Annotated in this window: 15 protein-coding genes; 13 read left to right on the top strand and 2 right to left on the bottom strand. The window is 72.6% G+C overall.

The annotated features are described in order from the left end of the window. Positions 1–44: 44 nt before the first annotated feature. The 3 genes from D3272_RS01635 to D3272_RS01625 all read left to right on the top strand — a co-directional run bounded on the left by D3272_RS01635 (position 45) and on the right by D3272_RS01625 (position 3,494). On the top strand, positions 45–1,688 hold the full coding sequence (locus D3272_RS01635) for an ABC transporter ATP-binding protein (RefSeq protein WP_245496318.1): 1,644 nt from the start codon (positions 45–47) through the stop codon (positions 1,686–1,688). A gap of 4 nt (positions 1,689–1,692) precedes the next feature. Continuing rightward, positions 1,693–2,913, top strand: a complete 1,221-nt coding sequence (locus tag D3272_RS01630) for a phosphopentomutase (RefSeq protein ID WP_129217320.1) — start codon at positions 1,693–1,695, stop codon at positions 2,911–2,913. Positions 2,914–3,203: 290 nt separating this feature from the next. After that, on the top strand, positions 3,204–3,494 hold the full coding sequence (locus D3272_RS01625) for a hypothetical protein (protein ID WP_129217319.1): 291 nt from the start codon (positions 3,204–3,206) through the stop codon (positions 3,492–3,494). Between the two features lie 886 nt (positions 3,495–4,380). On the opposite strand, the gene D3272_RS01620 is transcribed toward D3272_RS01625, so the two are convergent. Then, positions 4,381–4,866 carry a 2'-5' RNA ligase family protein gene (locus tag D3272_RS01620; protein ID WP_245496316.1) on the bottom strand — a complete coding sequence of 162 codons (486 nt, stop codon included), beginning with the start codon at positions 4,864–4,866 and terminating at the stop codon, positions 4,381–4,383. A gap of 256 nt (positions 4,867–5,122) precedes the next feature. Between D3272_RS01620 and D3272_RS01615 the strand changes: the two genes are divergently transcribed. From D3272_RS01615 to D3272_RS01590, 6 genes are all read left to right on the top strand, one after another. Beyond that, positions 5,123–6,382, top strand: coding sequence for an MFS transporter (locus D3272_RS01615; RefSeq protein WP_428977957.1), 1,260 nt, complete (start codon positions 5,123–5,125; stop codon positions 6,380–6,382). A gap of 83 nt (positions 6,383–6,465) precedes the next feature. Beyond that, positions 6,466–7,032: an NUDIX domain-containing protein gene (locus D3272_RS01610; RefSeq protein ID WP_129217316.1), complete on the top strand. Its 567-nt coding sequence runs from the start codon at positions 6,466–6,468 to the stop codon at positions 7,030–7,032. 151 nt (positions 7,033–7,183) lie between these two features. Further along, positions 7,184–8,173: a TRAP transporter substrate-binding protein gene (locus tag D3272_RS01605; RefSeq protein ID WP_129217315.1), complete on the top strand. Its 990-nt coding sequence runs from the start codon at positions 7,184–7,186 to the stop codon at positions 8,171–8,173. After that, positions 8,170–8,676: a TRAP transporter small permease gene (locus tag D3272_RS01600; protein ID WP_129217314.1), complete on the top strand. Its 507-nt coding sequence runs from the start codon at positions 8,170–8,172 to the stop codon at positions 8,674–8,676. The genes D3272_RS01605 and D3272_RS01600 overlap by 4 nt, the downstream gene beginning before the upstream one ends. Continuing rightward, positions 8,673–9,959 (top strand): TRAP transporter large permease, encoded by a 1,287-nt coding sequence (locus D3272_RS01595; RefSeq protein ID WP_129217313.1) that lies wholly within the window; start codon positions 8,673–8,675, stop codon positions 9,957–9,959. Before D3272_RS01600 ends, D3272_RS01595 begins: the two co-directional genes overlap by 4 nt. A 7-nt stretch (positions 9,960–9,966) precedes the next feature. After that, positions 9,967–11,205, top strand: coding sequence for an aminotransferase class III-fold pyridoxal phosphate-dependent enzyme (locus tag D3272_RS01590; RefSeq protein ID WP_129217455.1), 1,239 nt, complete (start codon positions 9,967–9,969; stop codon positions 11,203–11,205). Here the strand turns inward: D3272_RS01590 and D3272_RS01585 are convergent. Further along, positions 11,175–12,050, bottom strand: a complete 876-nt coding sequence (locus D3272_RS01585; protein ID WP_129217312.1) for a LysR family transcriptional regulator — start codon at positions 12,048–12,050, stop codon at positions 11,175–11,177. The genes D3272_RS01590 and D3272_RS01585 overlap by 31 nt on opposite strands. Positions 12,051–12,261: 211 nt before the next feature. On the opposite strand from D3272_RS01585, the gene D3272_RS01580 reads away from it, so the two are divergent. From D3272_RS01580 to D3272_RS01565, 4 genes are read left to right on the top strand one after another with little or no spacing between them, the layout of a single operon-like run. Continuing rightward, positions 12,262–13,146 (top strand): alpha/beta hydrolase, encoded by an 885-nt coding sequence (locus D3272_RS01580; protein WP_165361169.1) that lies wholly within the window; start codon positions 12,262–12,264, stop codon positions 13,144–13,146. Beyond that, positions 13,137–14,288, top strand: coding sequence for a lycopene beta-cyclase CrtY (gene crtY / locus D3272_RS01575; protein WP_129217310.1), 1,152 nt, complete (start codon positions 13,137–13,139; stop codon positions 14,286–14,288). Before D3272_RS01580 ends, crtY begins: the two co-directional genes overlap by 10 nt. Continuing rightward, positions 14,285–15,862 carry a phytoene desaturase gene (locus D3272_RS01570; protein WP_129217309.1) on the top strand — a complete coding sequence of 526 codons (1,578 nt, stop codon included), beginning with the start codon at positions 14,285–14,287 and terminating at the stop codon, positions 15,860–15,862. Before crtY ends, D3272_RS01570 begins: the two co-directional genes overlap by 4 nt. Continuing rightward, a complete protein-coding gene (locus D3272_RS01565; RefSeq protein WP_129217308.1) occupies positions 15,859–16,797 on the top strand; it encodes a phytoene/squalene synthase family protein in 939 nt (312 codons plus the stop codon). Before D3272_RS01570 ends, D3272_RS01565 begins: the two co-directional genes overlap by 4 nt. The last annotated feature ends 92 nt before the right edge of the window (positions 16,798–16,889 follow it).

Raw genomic sequence — 16,889 nt, 5'->3', positions numbered from 1 at the left:
GGCCGGATTGGGGAAGTGTGGCGTTCCGCAGGAGAGCCCCCGATTTGACCGACGCCCCGACCTCCGCCCCGCTGCTGTCCGTCGAGGATCTCGCGGTCGGCTTCACGCAGGGCGGTCGGACCACGCGGGCGGTGGACGGCGTCTCCTTCGCGCTGAAGCGCGGCGCCACGCTGGCGCTGGTGGGGGAGTCGGGCTCCGGCAAATCCGTCACCGCCATGGCGATCGCCCGCCTGTCGGAAGCGTCCGGCGCCGAAGTGCTGGGCGGCCGCATCCTGTTCGCCGGGCGAAACCTCCTCACGGCGCCCGAGGCCGAGATGCGCCGCATTCGCGGCAAGGCCATCACCATGGTGTTCCAGGAACCCATGACGTCGCTGAATCCCCTGCACACGATCGAGATGCAGGTCGGCGAGATCCTGGAACTGCACGGCCTGTCGGGCGGCGCCAAGCTGCGCCCGCGCGTCGTGGAACTGCTGGCCGAGGTCGGCATCCCGGACCCCGCCTCGCGGCTCGGGGCCTTCCCGCACCAGCTGTCCGGCGGCCAGCGCCAGCGCGTCATGATTGCCATGGCGCTGGCCAACCGGCCCGACCTCCTCATCGCCGACGAGCCCACCACCGCCCTCGACGTCACCGTGCAGGCCCAGATCCTGCGCCTGCTCAAGGAGCTGCAGTCCAAGCTCGGCATGGCGATGCTGTTCATCACCCACGACCTCGGCATCGTGCGGCGCATCGCCGACGACGTCTGCGTCATGCAGAAGGGCCGCATCGTCGAGGCCGGCGCCACCGCCGACGTGTTCCGGGCGCCCCAACACGCCTACACCCAGATGCTGCTCGCCGCCGAGCCCAAGGGCCTGCCGCCGGCCGCCGACCCCACCGCCGCCTCGATCCTGAAGGCCGAGGACCTCAAGGTGTGGTTCCCCATCCGCCGCGGCTTCCTGCGCCGCACCGTGGGCCACGTGAAGGCGGTGGACGGCATCTCGCTCGACGTGCGCGAGGGCCAGACCGTGGGCGTCGTCGGCGAATCCGGCTCGGGCAAGACCACGCTCGGCCTCGCCATCCTGCGGCTCATCCGCTCGGAAGGGCCGGTGAGCTATCTCGGCCGCCGCATCGACGGGCTCGACGGGCGTGCCCTGCGGCCGCTGCGGCGCGACCTCCAGGTGGTGTTCCAGGACCCCTACGGCTCGCTGTCGCCGCGGCTGTCGGTCTTCGGCATCGTCGAGGAAGGGCTGACCATCGGGCGCCGCATGCCCTACGCGCAGCGGCGCGAGGTCGTCGCCCGGGCCCTCGCCGACACGGGGCTCGACCCCGCCAGCATGGACCGCTACCCGCACGAATTCTCCGGCGGCCAGCGCCAGCGCATCGCCATCGCCCGCGCCATGGTGCTGGAGCCGAAGTTCGTGGTGCTCGACGAGCCCACCTCCGCCCTCGACATGTCGGTGCAGGCGCAGATCGTCGACCTGCTGCGCGAGCTGCAGCGGCGGCGCGGCCTCGCCTACCTGTTCATCAGCCACGACCTCAAGGTCGTGCGGGCGCTCGCCACCGACATCGTCGTGATGAAGGCGGGCCGCGTCGTCGAGGCCGGCCCCGCCGCGGACGTCTTCGCGGCCCCGCGGAGCGACTATACGCGCGCCCTCTTCTCCGCCGCCTTCGACGTCGAGGCGGTCGGCGATCCCGGCATTCTGGCGCAGTAGCGCGGTGGCGCGCGCCGTCCTCCTGGTGCTGGATTCGGTCGGGATCGGGGGCGCGCCCGATGCCGAAGCCTACGGCGATGCCGGCGCCGACACGCTGGGCCACATCGCGGAGGCCTGCGCGGCCGGGCGGGGGGACCGCGCCGGCCTGCGTGCGGGCCCGCTCGCCCTGCCGAACCTCGACGCGCTCGGCCTCGGCGCCGCCGCCGCCGCCGCCGGCGGCCGGCTGCCGCCGGGCCTTTCCGCCGACCCGGCGCCGGGGGCCGGCTGGGGCTTCGGCATCGAGGTGTCGGCCGGCAAGGACACGCCCTCGGGCCATTGGGAACTCGCCGGCACGCCCGTGCCCGAGCCCTGGGGCTATTTCCCCCGCACCGACCCCTGCTTCCCCCCGGACCTCGTGGCGGCCTTCTGCGCCGAGGTCGGCCTGTCCGGCATCCTCGGCGACCGGCACGCCTCGGGGACGGCCATCATCGACGACCTCGGCGAGGCCTCGCTGCGGGGCGGCCTGCCGATCCTCTACACGTCGGTGGATTCCGTGCTGCAGATCGCGGCCCACGAGGACGCGTTCGGGCTCGACAGGCTGTACGCGGCCTGCGCGGTGGCGCGGCGGCTCTGCGACCCGCTGCGCATCGGCCGGGTCATCGCCCGCCCCTTCACGGGCGGGGACGCGGCGAGCTTCCGCCGCACCGCCCACCGCCGCGATTTCGCCATGCCGCCGCCGCCCGGCACGGTCCTCGACCGGGCCGCCGTGGCGGGCCGGGCGATCGTGACGGTGGGCAAGACCGCCGACATCTTCGCGCGGCGCAACACCGGCATCGAGCATCACGGCGACGGCAACGACGCCAATGTCGACCACCTCGTGGGCGCGCTCGCCACCCTGCCGGATGGCGGCTTCGCCTTCGCCAACCTCGTCGACTTCGATTCCGACCACGGCCACCGCCGCGATCCCGCCGGCTACGCCGCCTGCCTCGAACGCTTCGACCGGCGCCTGCCGCAGATCCTCGCCGCGCTGCGGCCGGGCGACCTCCTGGTGATCACCGCCGACCACGGCAACGACCCGACGTTCCCGGGCACCGACCACACGCGCGAATGCGTGCCGATCCTGGCCCATGCGCCGGGCGGGACCGCCGGTGCGATCGGGCGCCGGAGCTCCTTCGCCGATGTCGGGGCGACGCTGGCGCGCCACCTCGGGTTGGACGGCACGGCGGCGGGCCGCCCTTGGCTGTGACGGCGGCGGGCCGCCCTTGGCTGTGACGGCGGCGGGCCGCCCTTGGCTGTGACGGCGGCGGGCCGCCCCTGGCTGTGACGCCGGACTGATCTGGCAACCGGAACAATCGTCGTTTTCTGTGATGATGTTTGTGGGTGACACGTGAGGCGAGCGGGCACTGGCCGGAGGGCTGGGCGACCGATGACTCTGCGGTGACATGCGGGGAACGCTCCACTTGCCATTCGCCTTTTGCAACTGCATAGGGCATAACGTGCCTCGGTGGTGCGTGCCTGTTGCAATAGGAGGTCGCCATGGTTTCCGACGGCGTCCAGCTCGTCGTCGATGCAGTCGTTCGCGAACGACTTGGCAGCGATCACATCGTATCCGTCAGCACAGATCGTGATGACGATGACTTCGCTGACGACGACACTCTTTGGGTGACGATCGTCGTCGAGAACGAGTTGCCCGATAGTGACTTCTCGGGCGAGATTGAACTCGTACGTCACCTGAGACCAAGACTCGATCAAGTCGGCGAGAAAGGTTTTCCTGTGATCAGCTTCATGTCCAGGTCCGAAGCCGAAGAGGCTGCGGAGGCGGCTTGAGTAGCCAAGATCTCATCTCCTCTGCCCAGTATCTGCTGGATCGGCCTGCGTCTTCGCAAACGCAATCGGATCTGCGGCGCGGCATGAGTACCTTGTACTATGCTTTGTTTTGCGAGTTGGCTTCGATGTGTGCGGATTACATCGCTGGCCCTCGAACAGGCACGCATAGTAGCCATGCCTGGACGCAGTGCTATCGAGCCCTAGAGCATACGCATAGCCGTGAAGCCTGCAAACAAGCTGGTCAGCGTGGATTTCCCCAAGACATCAGAGATTTCGCCAACGCTTATGTCACAATGCAGGCGAAGCGGCATCGTTGCGACTATACGCCTGACCACCCTATTCGCCCGACTGAATTGAAGCGTGCTATCTCTGCAACGAGAAAAGCCATCGTCAAGCTCGGAGTTGCGGCCGAGTCCGATAGGCGTGCATTCTGCGCTCTTGTGCTTCTCAAGAGTCGTAGAGACTAGAGCGCATTGCCTTGTCCGAACGCGCTCCAGTTTCGGATCGAGAGCCGTCTCGTCGGCTTGGAACCGTGAAGGCAGTTCCAAGACGGCGAATCCCGCTCTGGTGTGCCACAGTCCGATCCCATTCGCCCTATCGCAGCCGTCACCTGCACCATGAGGACGGCGGTCGATCACCCTGCCGCTGGCCTCGCCCCTGGCGCCCCATCGCACGGGTAGCCGCGAGGAAAACGAGGCGTGAGCCATGCCGTCTCGGTCCGGCTCCGTTTTTCGAAAGGCGGCCCAACGAGAAGGCTCCCTCGAAGATGCCGCGATCCTGCACCGCGCTCCCGGCGCACGCCCACATCGAGCCTCGCAAGGCTCGTTCCGACATCCGCGATGCGATGACGGCCGTGGCGGTGCCGCGACGGCCGCCTCCGCCCGGGTCAGCCGGTGAACGGGAAGCGCCCGGCCTCCTCCCAGGGGCCGCCGCGGTAGTGCCACAGGGCGAGGCCCTCGATCCGTCCGGCGATGGGCAGCAGGGCCTCGACCGCGCGCAGCGTGGCACGGGCCTCCTCGCCCGAAACCTTGTTCTGCACCGTGGCATGGGGCCGGTAGCCCTGGCGGTCCTGCGCGGTGAGCCGGTCGGCGAAGGCTGTGGCGAGGCCGGCGCGCAGGCGGATCAGGGGCGGGCAGTCGATCGCCAGGGCGACGCCGCGGCCGAGGGAGCGGGCTTCCGCCATGGTGAACTCCAGCGGCCCGGTGCCGGCGCAAACCTCGCGCAGCCGCTCGACGACCGCCCGCAGGCTCTCGCCCGGCAGGTGATGGAACAGGGTCGCGTGGGCCGGCACGCGGTTCAGCGCCGGCGGAAAATACCGCCGCCGCAGCCCGTCCAGCGCCGCGAAGCTCTGCGCGTCGAACAGGGCCGTCATGATCAACGGATCGAACTCCGGCGGGCCGGAGGGCGTAGAACCATGGGCAGAAGCCGGCATCGATCGCGTCCCGTGTCGGGGCCGGTCGGCCGGCCCCGGCATGGACATAGGGCTGCGCCGCCCGAGGTGGAGCCCCGGTGCAGCCCGAGTGCCGCCCCGGGGCACGCCGAACCGGAGACCGCCCGTGCCGCGCAGAGACGACCTCCAAAACGCCGTGGGCCAAGCTCCCGCGGCCCCGAGCCTCGAGACGGGCTCGCTGCCCGACGCCGCCGCGCTCGCCGGCGGGCCCGCGACGCCGGAGCCATCGGGGGCCGAAACCCACAACCGGGTCGGCTCGCCGCGCTACATCCGCACCAGCCTGGCGCTGTTCCTCGCCGGCTTCGCCACCTTCTCGCTGCTCTACTGCCCGCAGCCGCTGCTGCCGACGCTGTCGCGCGCCTTCGGGGTGGATGCGGCGGCGGCCTCGCTCTCCATCTCGTTCTCCACCGCCTGCCTGGCGCTGTCGATCGTGGCGGCCGCGACCCTGTCGGACCTCAAGGGCCGCAAGTCCGTCATGATGCTGTCGCTGCTCGCCGCCTCGGCCCTGAACGTCGTCGCGGCGGCGGCGCCGAGCTGGCCCCTGTTCCTGCTCGCCCGGGCCCTCGAGGGCGTGGCGCTCGGCGGCGTGCCGGCCGTGGCCATGACCTACCTGGCCGAGGAGACGGAAGCGCGGGGCCTCGGGCTCGCCATGGGGATCTACGTCGGCGCCACGGCCGTCGGCGGTATGGGCGGGCGGGTGATCACCGGCCTCGTGGCGCAAGCCTTCGACTGGCGCGCCGCCGTGGCGACGATCGGCGCCCTCGGGCTGCTCAACGCGCTCGGCTTCCTGCTGCTGCTGCCCGCCTCGCGCCACTTCCGCGCCCGGGCCGTGGATGTGCGGACGCAGGCCCTCGCCTTCCGCGGCGCCCTCGCAGACCGGAGGCTGCTCGCCGTCTACGCCTTCGCCTTCCTGGCGATGGGGGGCTTCGTGGCGATCTACAACTACGCCGGCTTCCGGCTCGAAGCGCCGCCCTACGGGCTCGATCAGGCCCAGGAGGGCCTCATCTTCACGCTCTACCTCCTCGGTACCCTGTCGTCGACCCTGGCCGGCACGCTGGCGGACCGGCTCGGCCGCGCGCCCGTCATGGCGCTGGCCCTCGCGGTGGCGCTGCTCGGCGTCGGCGCGACGCTCTTCGCCCCGCTGGCCGCCGTGGTGCTGGGCATCGCCCTCGTCACGCTGGGCTTCTTCGCCGGCCACGGCGTCGCCAGCGGCACGGTGGGCGGGCTGGCGGGCCCCAACAAGGCCCAGGCCGCCTCGCTCTACCTGCTCAGCTACTATTTGGGGTCGAGCGTGCTCGGCACGCTCGGCGGCACCTTCTGGACGGCCGGCGGCTGGGCCGGCGTCGCCGGCTTCGTGGCGGCGCTCTTCGCCGGCGCGACGCTGCTGGCCCTGGCGCTCGCCGCCGCGGTCAGGCGGTCGGGGCCGGCCGTGCCGTGACGGCGGGCGCCGGCCGCGCAGGGGTCGCCCCCGCCGTCCCGACGCCCTATCCTGGCGGGAAACGCAACCTCGACGAGGACACGATGGTCGCCATCCGCTCCACCAGGCTCGCCCATGACGGCTGGCTCAAGCTCCGCGTCGCGACCCTGTCGGGCGACGACGGCGTGGCGTTCGACCGCGAGATCGAGGACCACGGCCCCGCCGTGGCCGTGCTGCCCTATGATCCCGAGCGCCGCACGGCGCTGCTGGTGCGGCTGCCCCGCGCCCCGGTGCTGTTCATGGGCGCCCCCTGCGACTTCCCCGAAGTGCCGGCCGGCCTGCGCGACGACGGCGAGGACCCGGCCGACTGTGCCCGCCGTGAGGCCGAGGAGGAGGTCGGGGTGAGGCTCGGCGACGTGGAGGAGGCCGGCCACGTCTGGACCATGTGCGGCGTTTCCACCGAGCGCATGCACCTCTTCCTCGCCCCCTATGCCGCCGAGGACCGCACCGGCGCGGGCGGCGGCCTCGCCGAGGAACACGAGAACATCACCGTGCTCGAAGTGCCCCTCGCCGAACTGCGCGACATGGCCGACCGCAACGCCATCGCCGACATGAAGACCCTGGCGCTGGTGCAGACGCTGCGCCTGCGCCGGCCGGATCTCTTCGACTGAGGTTCCGCCCGCGGCGCCGGCCTCGCCCATAAGCCCGCGCGATGGCGGTCTCGCAAAATCGAGGACGTGGAACGCCCGAAGGGCTTTGACCGGGGGCGCTCCGCTCCGCGACAATCCCCCCGACACCGCAACAACGGACCGGGGCTTGACCATGACGGGCAGACTGCGATTCCTCGGCGCCACGGCGTCCTGCGCCCTCCTGTTGCTCGGTGCCGGCGCGGCCTCGGCCGAGACCGTGCTCCGGCTGGGCCATGCCAGCAGCGCCGGGAGCCTCGTCGACCAGGCCGTGCTGCGCTTCGCCGACGCCGTGAAGGCCGAGACGAAGGGCGGTGTCACGGTCCAGGACTTCCCCGCCGGCCAACTCGGCGACGAAGGCCCCATCGCCGAGGGCGTGGGTTCGGGGGCGATCGACATCGGCCTCGGCGGCGTCGTCGACGGCATCGACCCCAAGCTGAACGTCCTGGCCCTGCCGTTCCTGTTCAAGGACCTCGCCGACGCCCATGCCGTCCTCGACGGCCCGGCGGGGCAGACGCTGAAGGCCCTGGGGCAGGACCGCGGGTTCCGTCTCCTCGGCTTCCTCGACTCCGGGTTCCGCGACTTCGCCGACAGCAAGCGGCCCATCGCGGTGCCGGCCGACCTCGTCGGGCTCAAGCTGCGCACCCCGCCGATCCCCGTCATCCTCGACACGCTGAAGGCGCTCGGCGCCCTGCCGCAGGCCATCCCCTTCGGCCAGGTCTACACGTCGCTCCAGTCCCACGTGGTCGACGGCGTCGAGCCCGAGCTGCGCGACTACCAGGACCAGAAATGGTTCGAGGTCGCCAAATACCTGTCGATCTCCAACTACATCTGGACGGCGAACGTCTGGTACATGAACAAGGAGCGCTACGACGGCCTGACGGCGGCCGAACGCGGCGCCGTCGACAAGGCCGCCGCCGATACGGTCGCGTGGTACCGCGGCCAGCTCGACGCCACCTACGCGCGCGTGCTTTCGGAGCTGAAGGCCAAGGGCGTCGTGGTCAACACCGTCGACCCCGCGCCCTTCAAGGCCGCGGTCGCCCCCGTCTATGCCCACTACCAGCAGGTCTGGGGCAAGCCCTTCGTCGATGCCGTCGTGGCGGCTGCCGCCAAGCCCGCACCGTGAAGCGACTGGCCCTCGCGGGGCTCACCGGTCTCGGCCTCCTCGCCCTCCTCGTCATGGTGGCGACGACGCTTCTGGCGGTGGCCGCCCGGTTCCTGGACCTCGCCGGGCTCGAATGGTCCTACGAGGTCGCCGGCCTCGCCTTCGTCTGGACGACGTTCCTCGGCGCAGCCCTCGCCGAGGCCCGGCGGGAGAACGCCGCCTTCGAGGTGGTCCGGGCGCGGCTGCCAAGGGCCTGGCAGGCCGGGCTGGAGCGGTTCGGCGCCCTGCTGCTGCTGATCGTTGGAGGCGCCCTCGTGGCCAGCGGCCTCGCGGCCCTGTCGCGCTCGGGCTGGGTGCCGACGCCGCTGCTGCGCTGGCCCGGCGGCGTGCAGACGGCCGCGGCGCCGCTGCTCGGCGCCAGCCTCTGCCTCATCGCGCTGCAGCGCCTCCTGCGCCGCGGCGCCGCGGCGGAACCCGGTCCCGTCACGGCGTTGCCGGACGACGCCACGGGCTTGCCGCTGTGATCGTCGCCCTCCTCATCGGCGGCTTCCTGGCGCTGCTGCTGCTCGGCATCCCGGTGGTCTGGGCCATGGCGGCGGCGACGCTCGTCGCCATCTCGGCCGGCAACCTGCACCTGCCGCTGTCGTGGTTCTCGCAGCAGGTGCTGCACGGCGCCGACAGCATCACGCTCTCGTCGATCCCGCTGTTCCTGCTGGCCGGCGGCATCATGAACGCGGGCGGCCTCACGCGCCGCATCGTCGGCGTCGCCGAAAGCCTGTTCGGGCGCCTGCGCGGCGGGCTGGGCCTCGCCAACGTGGCGACCTGCCTCGTCTACGGCGGGATCTCGGGCTCCGCCACGGCCGACACCGGCGCCGTCGCCGCCATCATGATCCCCGCCATGGAAGCCCGGGGCTATCCGCGGGACTTCTCGGCCGCCGTCACCGCCGCCTCGGGCACGCTCGGCATCATCGTGCCGCCGAGCGTGGTGATGATCCTCTACGGCGTCATCACCAACACGTCGATCGGCGGCCTGTTCGTCGCCGGCATCATCCCGGGCCTGCTGGTCAGCGCGGCCTTCATGCTGGTGTCCTACGGCATCGGGTTGAAGCGGGGCTTCCCGCGCCTGCAGCGCCGGCCCGACCTCCGCAGCTTCGGGGCCGACCTGGCGAAGGCGGTGCCGGCGCTGGTGATGCCGCTGCTGATCCTCGGCTCCATCGTGGGCGGCTTCGCCACGGCCACGGAGGCGGCGGGGCTGGCCGTCATCTATGCGCTGCTGGCCGGCCTCCTGGTCTATCGGGAGCTGAGGCTTTCCCACCTTCCCGCTATCGCCCGCGACGCGCTCGCCACCACGGGCGCCATCATGATGGTCATGGCGGTGGCGACGCCCTTCGCCTGGGTGCTGACGGTGGAGCGCGTGCCCATGCTGGCGGCCTCCTGGATCACCGGACTCCAGACCGGCCCCTTCGCCACCCTGGCCCTGGTGCTGGTGCTGCTGAAGGTCGTGGGCTTCTGGCTCGACCTCGGCCCGGCACTGGTGATCCTCGCGCCGATCCTCCACCCCATCGTCCGCGCGGCCGGCTTCGGCGAATACCAGATCGGCCTGCTGTTCATCGTGACGCTCGGCATCGGCCTCTTCACCCCGCCGATCGGCACCAACATCTTCGTGGTCTGCAACGTGGGCCGGGTCGACATGGGCGCGGTGTCGCGCTGGCTCGCCCCCTACTGGGTCGCGGCCCTGGCCTGCGTCTTCCTCCTGGCCGTCGCGCCCCCGCTCACCGAGTGGCTCCCTCACCTCTTCGGACTCTAGACGCGTGATGTTCACCCATCTGGTCGGCGGCATCTCCAGCGCCGGCCGCGCCCTGCCGGGGCGCGCCCTCACCATCGCCCGCGCGGCCGGTCCCTACCTGTGGGACGACGAGGGCCGCCGCTACATCGACACGGCGCTGGGCTTCGGCGGCACGGTGCTGGGCCACGCCCACCCGGCCGTGACGGCGGCCTGCGAGCGGGCGCTGCGCGACGGGCCGCTGCCGGCCTTCGCGCATCGGGCCGAGGAGGCGGCCGCGGCGGCCCTGGCGGCCCGTGCCGGCCCCCTGACGCGCGTCGCCTTCACCAATTCGGGGAGCGAGGCCGTCCACCTCGCCTGTCGGGTCGCCCGAGCCGTCACGGGGCGCTCGCGCGTCGCCAAGATGGCGGCCGGCTACGACGGCTGGTACGACGAGCAGGCGCTCGGCAATGCCGGCTCGGCCGAGGCCCGGCCCTTCGGCAATGCGCGCCCCGACAACGGCCGCATGGTGCTGCTGCGGCACAACGACGAGGCCGACACGGAGGCGCTCTTCGCCGAGCGTCCCGACATCGCGGCCGTGATCGTCGAGCCCGTGCTGGCCAATGCCGGCTGCATCCCGGCCCGCGCCGGCTACCTCGAACACCTCCAGGAGACGGCGCGCCGCCACGGCGCCCTGCTGGTCGCCGACGAGGTGCTGATGGGCTTCCGGCTCGGCCCCGGCCTCGCCGCCCATCGGTTCGGGCTCGATCCGGACCTCGCGACAGTCGGCAAGGCCATCGGCAGCGGCATCGCGGTCGCGGCCGTGCTGGGCCGACCCGACGTCATGGCGGCCCTGGAGGACGGCCGGGCCGCGCGGGCCGGCACCTACAGCGGCAACCCGCTCGCCTGTGCGGCCGTGCTCGCCACCCTGTCGGAACTCGAACGCCAGGACTATCCAGCCTTCCTGGAGCGAGGAGAGGGGGTGCGCGGCGCCGTGGTGGCGGCCTTCGCGGCGGCCGGCACGCAGGTGTCGACCACGGGCTTCGGCAGCGTCTTCACGGTCTGGCCGGGCCCCGTGCCACCCGCCGATTACGCCGCGGCGCTCGCCGCCGCCGACCCCGCCTTCACGGCCCGGCTCCACGGCGCCATGCGCGAGCGCGGCGTGCTGCTGATGCCGTTCCCGTTCGGCCGCATCTACCTGTCCTTCGCGCATGGGGAGGCGGATATCGCCGCCACCGCGGAGGCTCTGGCGGCGTCGGCTCAGGCCATGGCGGGCTCCGCCGGCGCCTGATCCGGGCCGAAGCCGTCGCGCAAGGTGCGGGCCAGGCGCCGGGCCATGACGCCGGCGCCGTCGGGCACCAGCAGGGCGAGTTCGAGCGGCGGCAGGGCGGGCAGCGACGCCTCCGGCCCGAGCACACGGAAGCGGGCCGGTATGCAGGAGGCCGGCAGCACCGTGGCGGCGCCGCGCTCCACCGCGGCATAGATCCCGTGGAGGTGGCTGCAGGAATAGGCCAGCCGCCAGGCCCGCCCGCTGTCGGCCAGGGCATCGAGGATCAGCGGCCGGGCGCGGCACTGGTCGTTGAACAGGGCCACGGGCAGCACGGCTTCGCGCTCCGGCAGGCTGTCGGGCGCCGCGCACCAGAGCTGGGGTTCGTCGCGCAGCTTCTCGCCCAGGGTCGACCGGCGACCCCGCGTGATGACGGCGAGGTCGAGGTCTCCGGCGCCCACCAGGACCTCCAACCGGCGGGAAAAGTCGCAGGTGATCTCGACGCCGACGCGCGGCCAGGATGCCGCGAAGCGGGACAGCACCGAGGTGCCGACATGCGTCACGTAGTCGTCGGGCAGGCCGAGGCGGACGCGCTCCGAGCCTGCATCGCCGTCGAGCGCCTGGATCAGCTCGTCCTCGAGGGCCAGCATGCGGCGGGCATGCGCCACCACGATCTCGCCGGCCGGCGTCGCCACCACGCCGCGCGGCGTGCGCTCGAAGAGGCGGTGTCGGAGCTGCTTCTCCAGGCGGCCGATGCCGAGGGACACCGCGGCCTGACTGCGGTTGAGGTCGCGGGCCGCCGCCGAGAAGCTCATGCGCTTGGCGACGGCCAGCACCACCGCGAGGGCATCGATGTCGATATGCTGCATGGCGTCGATCGCGGCTTCGGGAAGGGATGACCGATTGAGGGCCGTCCGCGCCCGTCATGCAAGCGGCACGCCTATGCGGGGCCTCGGCTCGTCGGTATGGATGGCGCGCAGCATGGGGAGCCGGGCGAAGCGCGATGGATGGCCACGAGACCAGCGAGCCCGACGACCCGCGCCGGTGCCGTCCCGGCCGGTCCTGCGCGGCCGGTCCGCGATGATCGCGCTCCTCGCCCTCGCCGCCGTCCTCGTCACGCTGCTGCTGTCCGCCGTCACCGCCGGCGCCGTCGCGGTGCGCGGCATGGCGTCCCCGGCGCGGGCCGTGGTGGGGCCGCCGCCGGAGGGAATCGGTGCGCGGGCCGTCACGGTCCCGTCCGCCACCGGCCAGGCCCTCGCCGGATGGTACGCGCCCGGCCGCCCGGGGCAGGGGGCCGTGCTGCTGCTGCACGGCATCCGCGCCGACCGGCGCATGCTGGCCTCCCGCATGGTGCTGCTGGCGCGGGCCGGCATGGCGGTGCTGGCGGTGGATTTCCGGGCCCACGGCGAGAGCCCCGGCCGGTCCATCACCTTCGGCCACCTCGAGGCCCGCGACGCCGAGGGCGCGCTCGCCTGGCTGAGGGCCGCGGCGCCCGGGGAACGCGTCGGCGCGGTCGGCATCTCGCTCGGGGGCGCGGCGCTGCTGCTGGCGAGCCGCACCGCCCCGGTCGACGCCATGGTGCTCGAATCGGTCTTCCCCGACATCCGGGCCGCCGTGGTGAACCGCCTCGCCGTGGCGCTCGGCGCCCGGCTCGGCCACGCCGTGGCGCCCGCCTTCCTCGCCATCGGCACCGGCCTCACGGGCCTGCGTCCCGCCGACCTGCGACCCATCGAAGCCCTGGCGCGCTATCCCGGCCCGGTCCTGGTCGCCTCCGGCGCGCGCGACCGGGCCACCACGCCCTCTGAAACCCGGGCCCTCCATGCCGCCGCCCCCGGCCCGAAGGAGCTCTGGCTCGTCGACGGGGCGGGTCACGTGGATTTGGCGGGTGCCGCGGCTTCGGACTACGAGGAGCGGGTCCCGGCCTTCCTGGCCCGCCACCTCCACCGGAATCTTCCATGCGCCTGATCCTGGTCGGCGGCGGGCTCGCCAACAGCCTCATCGCGCACCGCCTCGCCGCCCTGCGGCCCGACGTCGATTGGACGATCCTCGAAGCCGGCGAAACGCTCGGCGGCAACCACACCTGGTCGTTCCACGCCGGCGACCTCACGGCCGCCCAGCAGGGCTGGATGGAGCCCTTCGTGGCAGCCTCCTGGCCCGGCTACGCCGTGGCCTTCCCGAGGCTGCAGCGGCGGCTGCCGCTCGGCTACCGCTCGGCCTCCTCCGAGCGGCTCCGCGCCGTCATGGCGCCCCATGCGGCGCGGATCCGCACGGGACTGGCGGTGCGGGAGCTGCGCCCGGACCGCGTGACATTGGCGTCGGGCGAGGAGATGCGGGCCGATGCCGTGATCGACGGGCGCGGCTACCGGCCGAGCCCGCACCTGCGCATCGCCTTCCAGAAGTTCGTCGGCGTCGAACTGCGGACCGCCGCGCCGCACGGCCAGGCCGAGCCCGTCATCATGGACGCGACCGTGCCGCAGCGCGACGGCTTCCGCTTCGTCTACACGCTGCCCTTCGCGCCCGACCGGGTGCTGGTCGAGGACACCTATTATTCGGACGACCGCGCCCTCGACCCCGGGGCCCTGCGCGGCGAAACGCTGGACTATGCCCGCCGCCGCGGCTGGCGCGTGGCGGAGGTGCTGCGCGAGGAGGTGGGGGTGCTGCCCATCGCGCTCGGCGGCGACATCGCGGCCTTCTGGGCGGATGCGGGCGGGGTGGCGCGCTCGGGCCTGCGGGCCGCCCTGTTCCACCCCACGACCGGCTATTCGCTGCCCGACGCCGTGCGCCTCGCCGACCGGATCGCGGCGCTCGGCGAGCTTTCGGCGGCGCGCCTGCATGCCGAGACGCGGGCGCATTCGGTGGCGTGCTGGAAAGCCGCGGGCTTCTACCGCCTGCTCGACAGGATGCTGTTCCGGGCGGCCGAGCCCGACGGGCGCTACCGGCTGCTGCAGCGGTTCTACGGCCTGTCCCCGGACCTCGTGTCACGCTTCTATGCGGGGCATTCCACCCTCTATGACAAGGCGCGCCTCCTTTCAGGCCGGCCACCCGTGCCGGTGCTGCGCGCGCTCCGCTGCCTGCGGGACTCCTCGAACCTCGTGACCGCCCCATGAACGCACCCTTCAAGCCCGACACCGGTCCCGGCGGCCCCCGCCCGCGGGCCGTCGTGGTGGGCTCCGGCTTCGGCGGCCTCGCCCTCGCGATCCGCCTGCAGGCCGGCGGCTTCGACGTCACCGTGCTCGAGAAGCGGGACAAGCCCGGCGGGCGCGCCTACGTCTACGAGGACGAAGGCTTCACCTTCGACGGCGGCCCCACCGTCATCACGGACCCGACCTGCCTCGAGGAACTGTGGACCTGCGCGGGCCGGCGCATGGCCGACGACGTCACGCTGCTGCCCGTGAACCCCTTCTACCGGCTGTGCTGGGAAGACGGCGTCAAGTTCGACTATGCCAACGACCAGGCGGAGCTCGACCGGCAGATCGGCAAGCTGTCGCCCGAGGACGTCGCCGGCTACCGCAAGTTCCTGTCCTTCTCGGAAGCGGTCTTCGAGAAGGGCTACGTCGGGCTCGGCGCCGTGCCGTTCCTGGATTTCAGGTCCATGCTGCGGGTCGCGCCCGCGCTGGTGAAGCTCGAATCCTACCGCAACGTCTATGACCTCGTGGCGCGCTTCATCAAGGACGAGCACCTGCGCCAGGCCTTCTCCTTCCATACGCTGCTGGTGGGCGGCAGCCCCTTCCGCACCTCGGCCATCTACGCGCTGATCCACGCGCTGGAGCGCAAGTGGGGGGTGTGGTTCCCCAAGGGCGGCACGGGCGCGCTCATCCAGGGCATGGTGCGGCTCCTCGAGAGCATCGGCGGCACGGTCCGCCTCGGCGCCGCCGTGCGCGACATCCGCACCGAGGGTGGCCGCGTCACCGGCGTCGTTCTGGAGGACGGCAGCCGGCTCGACGCCGAGATGGTGGCGTCGAACGCCGACGTCATGCACACCTACCGCGACCTGCTGCGCCACGACCCGCGCGGCCAGGACGAGGCCCGGCGGCTGGCGAAGAAGCGTTATTCCATGTCGCTCTTCGTCGTCTACTTCGGCCTCAAGGGCGACCATCGCGGCCTCGCCCACCACACCGTGTGCTTCGGGCCGCGCTACCGGGAGCTGATCGCCGAGATCTTCGGGTCGGACAAGCTGGCCGACGACTTCTCGCTCTACCTCCACGCCCCCAACGCCACCGATCCCTCGCTCGCCCCGCCCGGCCACAGCGCCTATTACGTGCTCTCGCCCGTGCCCCACCTCGGCACCGCCGACATCGACTGGGAGGTCGAGGGCCCGAAATACCGCGACCGCATCTTCGACTACCTGGAGAAGCACTACATCCCGAACCTCAAGCGCGACCTCGTCACCTCGCGCATGCTGACGCCCTTCGAGTTCCGCGACGAGCTGAACAGCCACCACGGCTCGGCCTTCTCGCTGGAGCCGATCCTCACCCAGAGCGCCTGGTTCCGGCCCCACAATCGTGACGGGGCGGTCGGCGGGCTCTACCTGACGGGCGCCGGCACCCATCCGGGCGCGGGCGTGCCGGGCGTCGTCGGTTCCGCCAAGGCCACGGCCGCGCTGATGCTGGCCGACGCGGGCCTGTCGACGCCGGTCGGGCCCGCCGAGGCCCTGGAGACGGCGGGGATCGCGCCGGCATGATGGATGCGGTGTCCGAGACGAGCCGGCAATCGATCGAGGCCGGCTCCAAGAGCTTCGCGGCCGCGGCGCGCCTCTTCGACCCCGAAACCCGCGACAGCGCCCGGCTCTTCTACGCCTGGTGCCGCCACTGCGACGACGTCATCGACGGGCAGGCCGGCGGCATGGGCCGGGTGGAGCAGGCCGGCACGCCGGCCGAGCGGCTGGCGATGCTGGAGCGGCGGACGCGCGAGGCCCTGGCGGGGCTGCCGCAGCAGGACCCCGCCTTCGCGGCCTTCGCCCGCGTCGCCGCCAAGCACCGCATCCCGCCGCAGCTGCCGCTCGACATCCTCGACGGCTTCCGCATGGACGTCGAGGAGCGAAGCTACGCGACCCTCGACGAACTCCTGAGCTATTGCTACGGCGTCGCCGGCGCGGTCGGCGTCACCATGGCGATCGTGATGGGGGTCGACCCGGAGGACCGCGCCGTGCTCGACCGGGCCTGCGACCTCGGCCTCGCCTTCCAGCTCACCAACATCGCCCGCGACGTGATGGACGATGCGCGGCTCGGCCGCGTCTACCTGCCGGCCGAGCTGTTCCGCCTGCCGTCCGTCACGCCCGCCTTCGTGCTCGACCCCGCCAACCGCCGCGACGTGGTGGAGGCCACCCACGCCCTGCTGGAACTCGCCGAACGCTACTACGCCTCGGCCCGCACCGGCATCGCGCGCCTGCCCTGGCGCTCGGCCTGGGCCGTGGCGGTGGCGCTGCGCGTCTATCGCGAGATCGGCAAGCGCGTGCGCTTCTCGCCCGACCCCTGGGCGCGGCGCCTGTCCGTGCCGACCTGGCGCAAGCTGTGGCACGTCGGCATCGGCGCCGCCCAGCCGACGCTCTACCGTGTCGTCGGCGCGCCGCCGCGCACCGGCCTGTGGACCCGCCCGCCGGGCCGCCACGCCGCGTGACCCGCGGGCCGCGGGAGCGCCGCCGCGCTCGGTCGCCGGTCGCGGCCGGCCGCGGCGTTTGACGCTGCCGGCGCCGTCCCCCATGCTCCCGG

Origin of the sequence: Lichenibacterium ramalinae (assembly GCF_004137085.1) — a bacterium.
Classification (GTDB): Bacteria; Pseudomonadota; Alphaproteobacteria; order Rhizobiales; family Beijerinckiaceae; genus Lichenihabitans; species Lichenihabitans ramalinae.
Note: the sequence above shows the minus strand (reverse complement) of the source record. Positions and strands in the feature narration are given on the sequence as shown.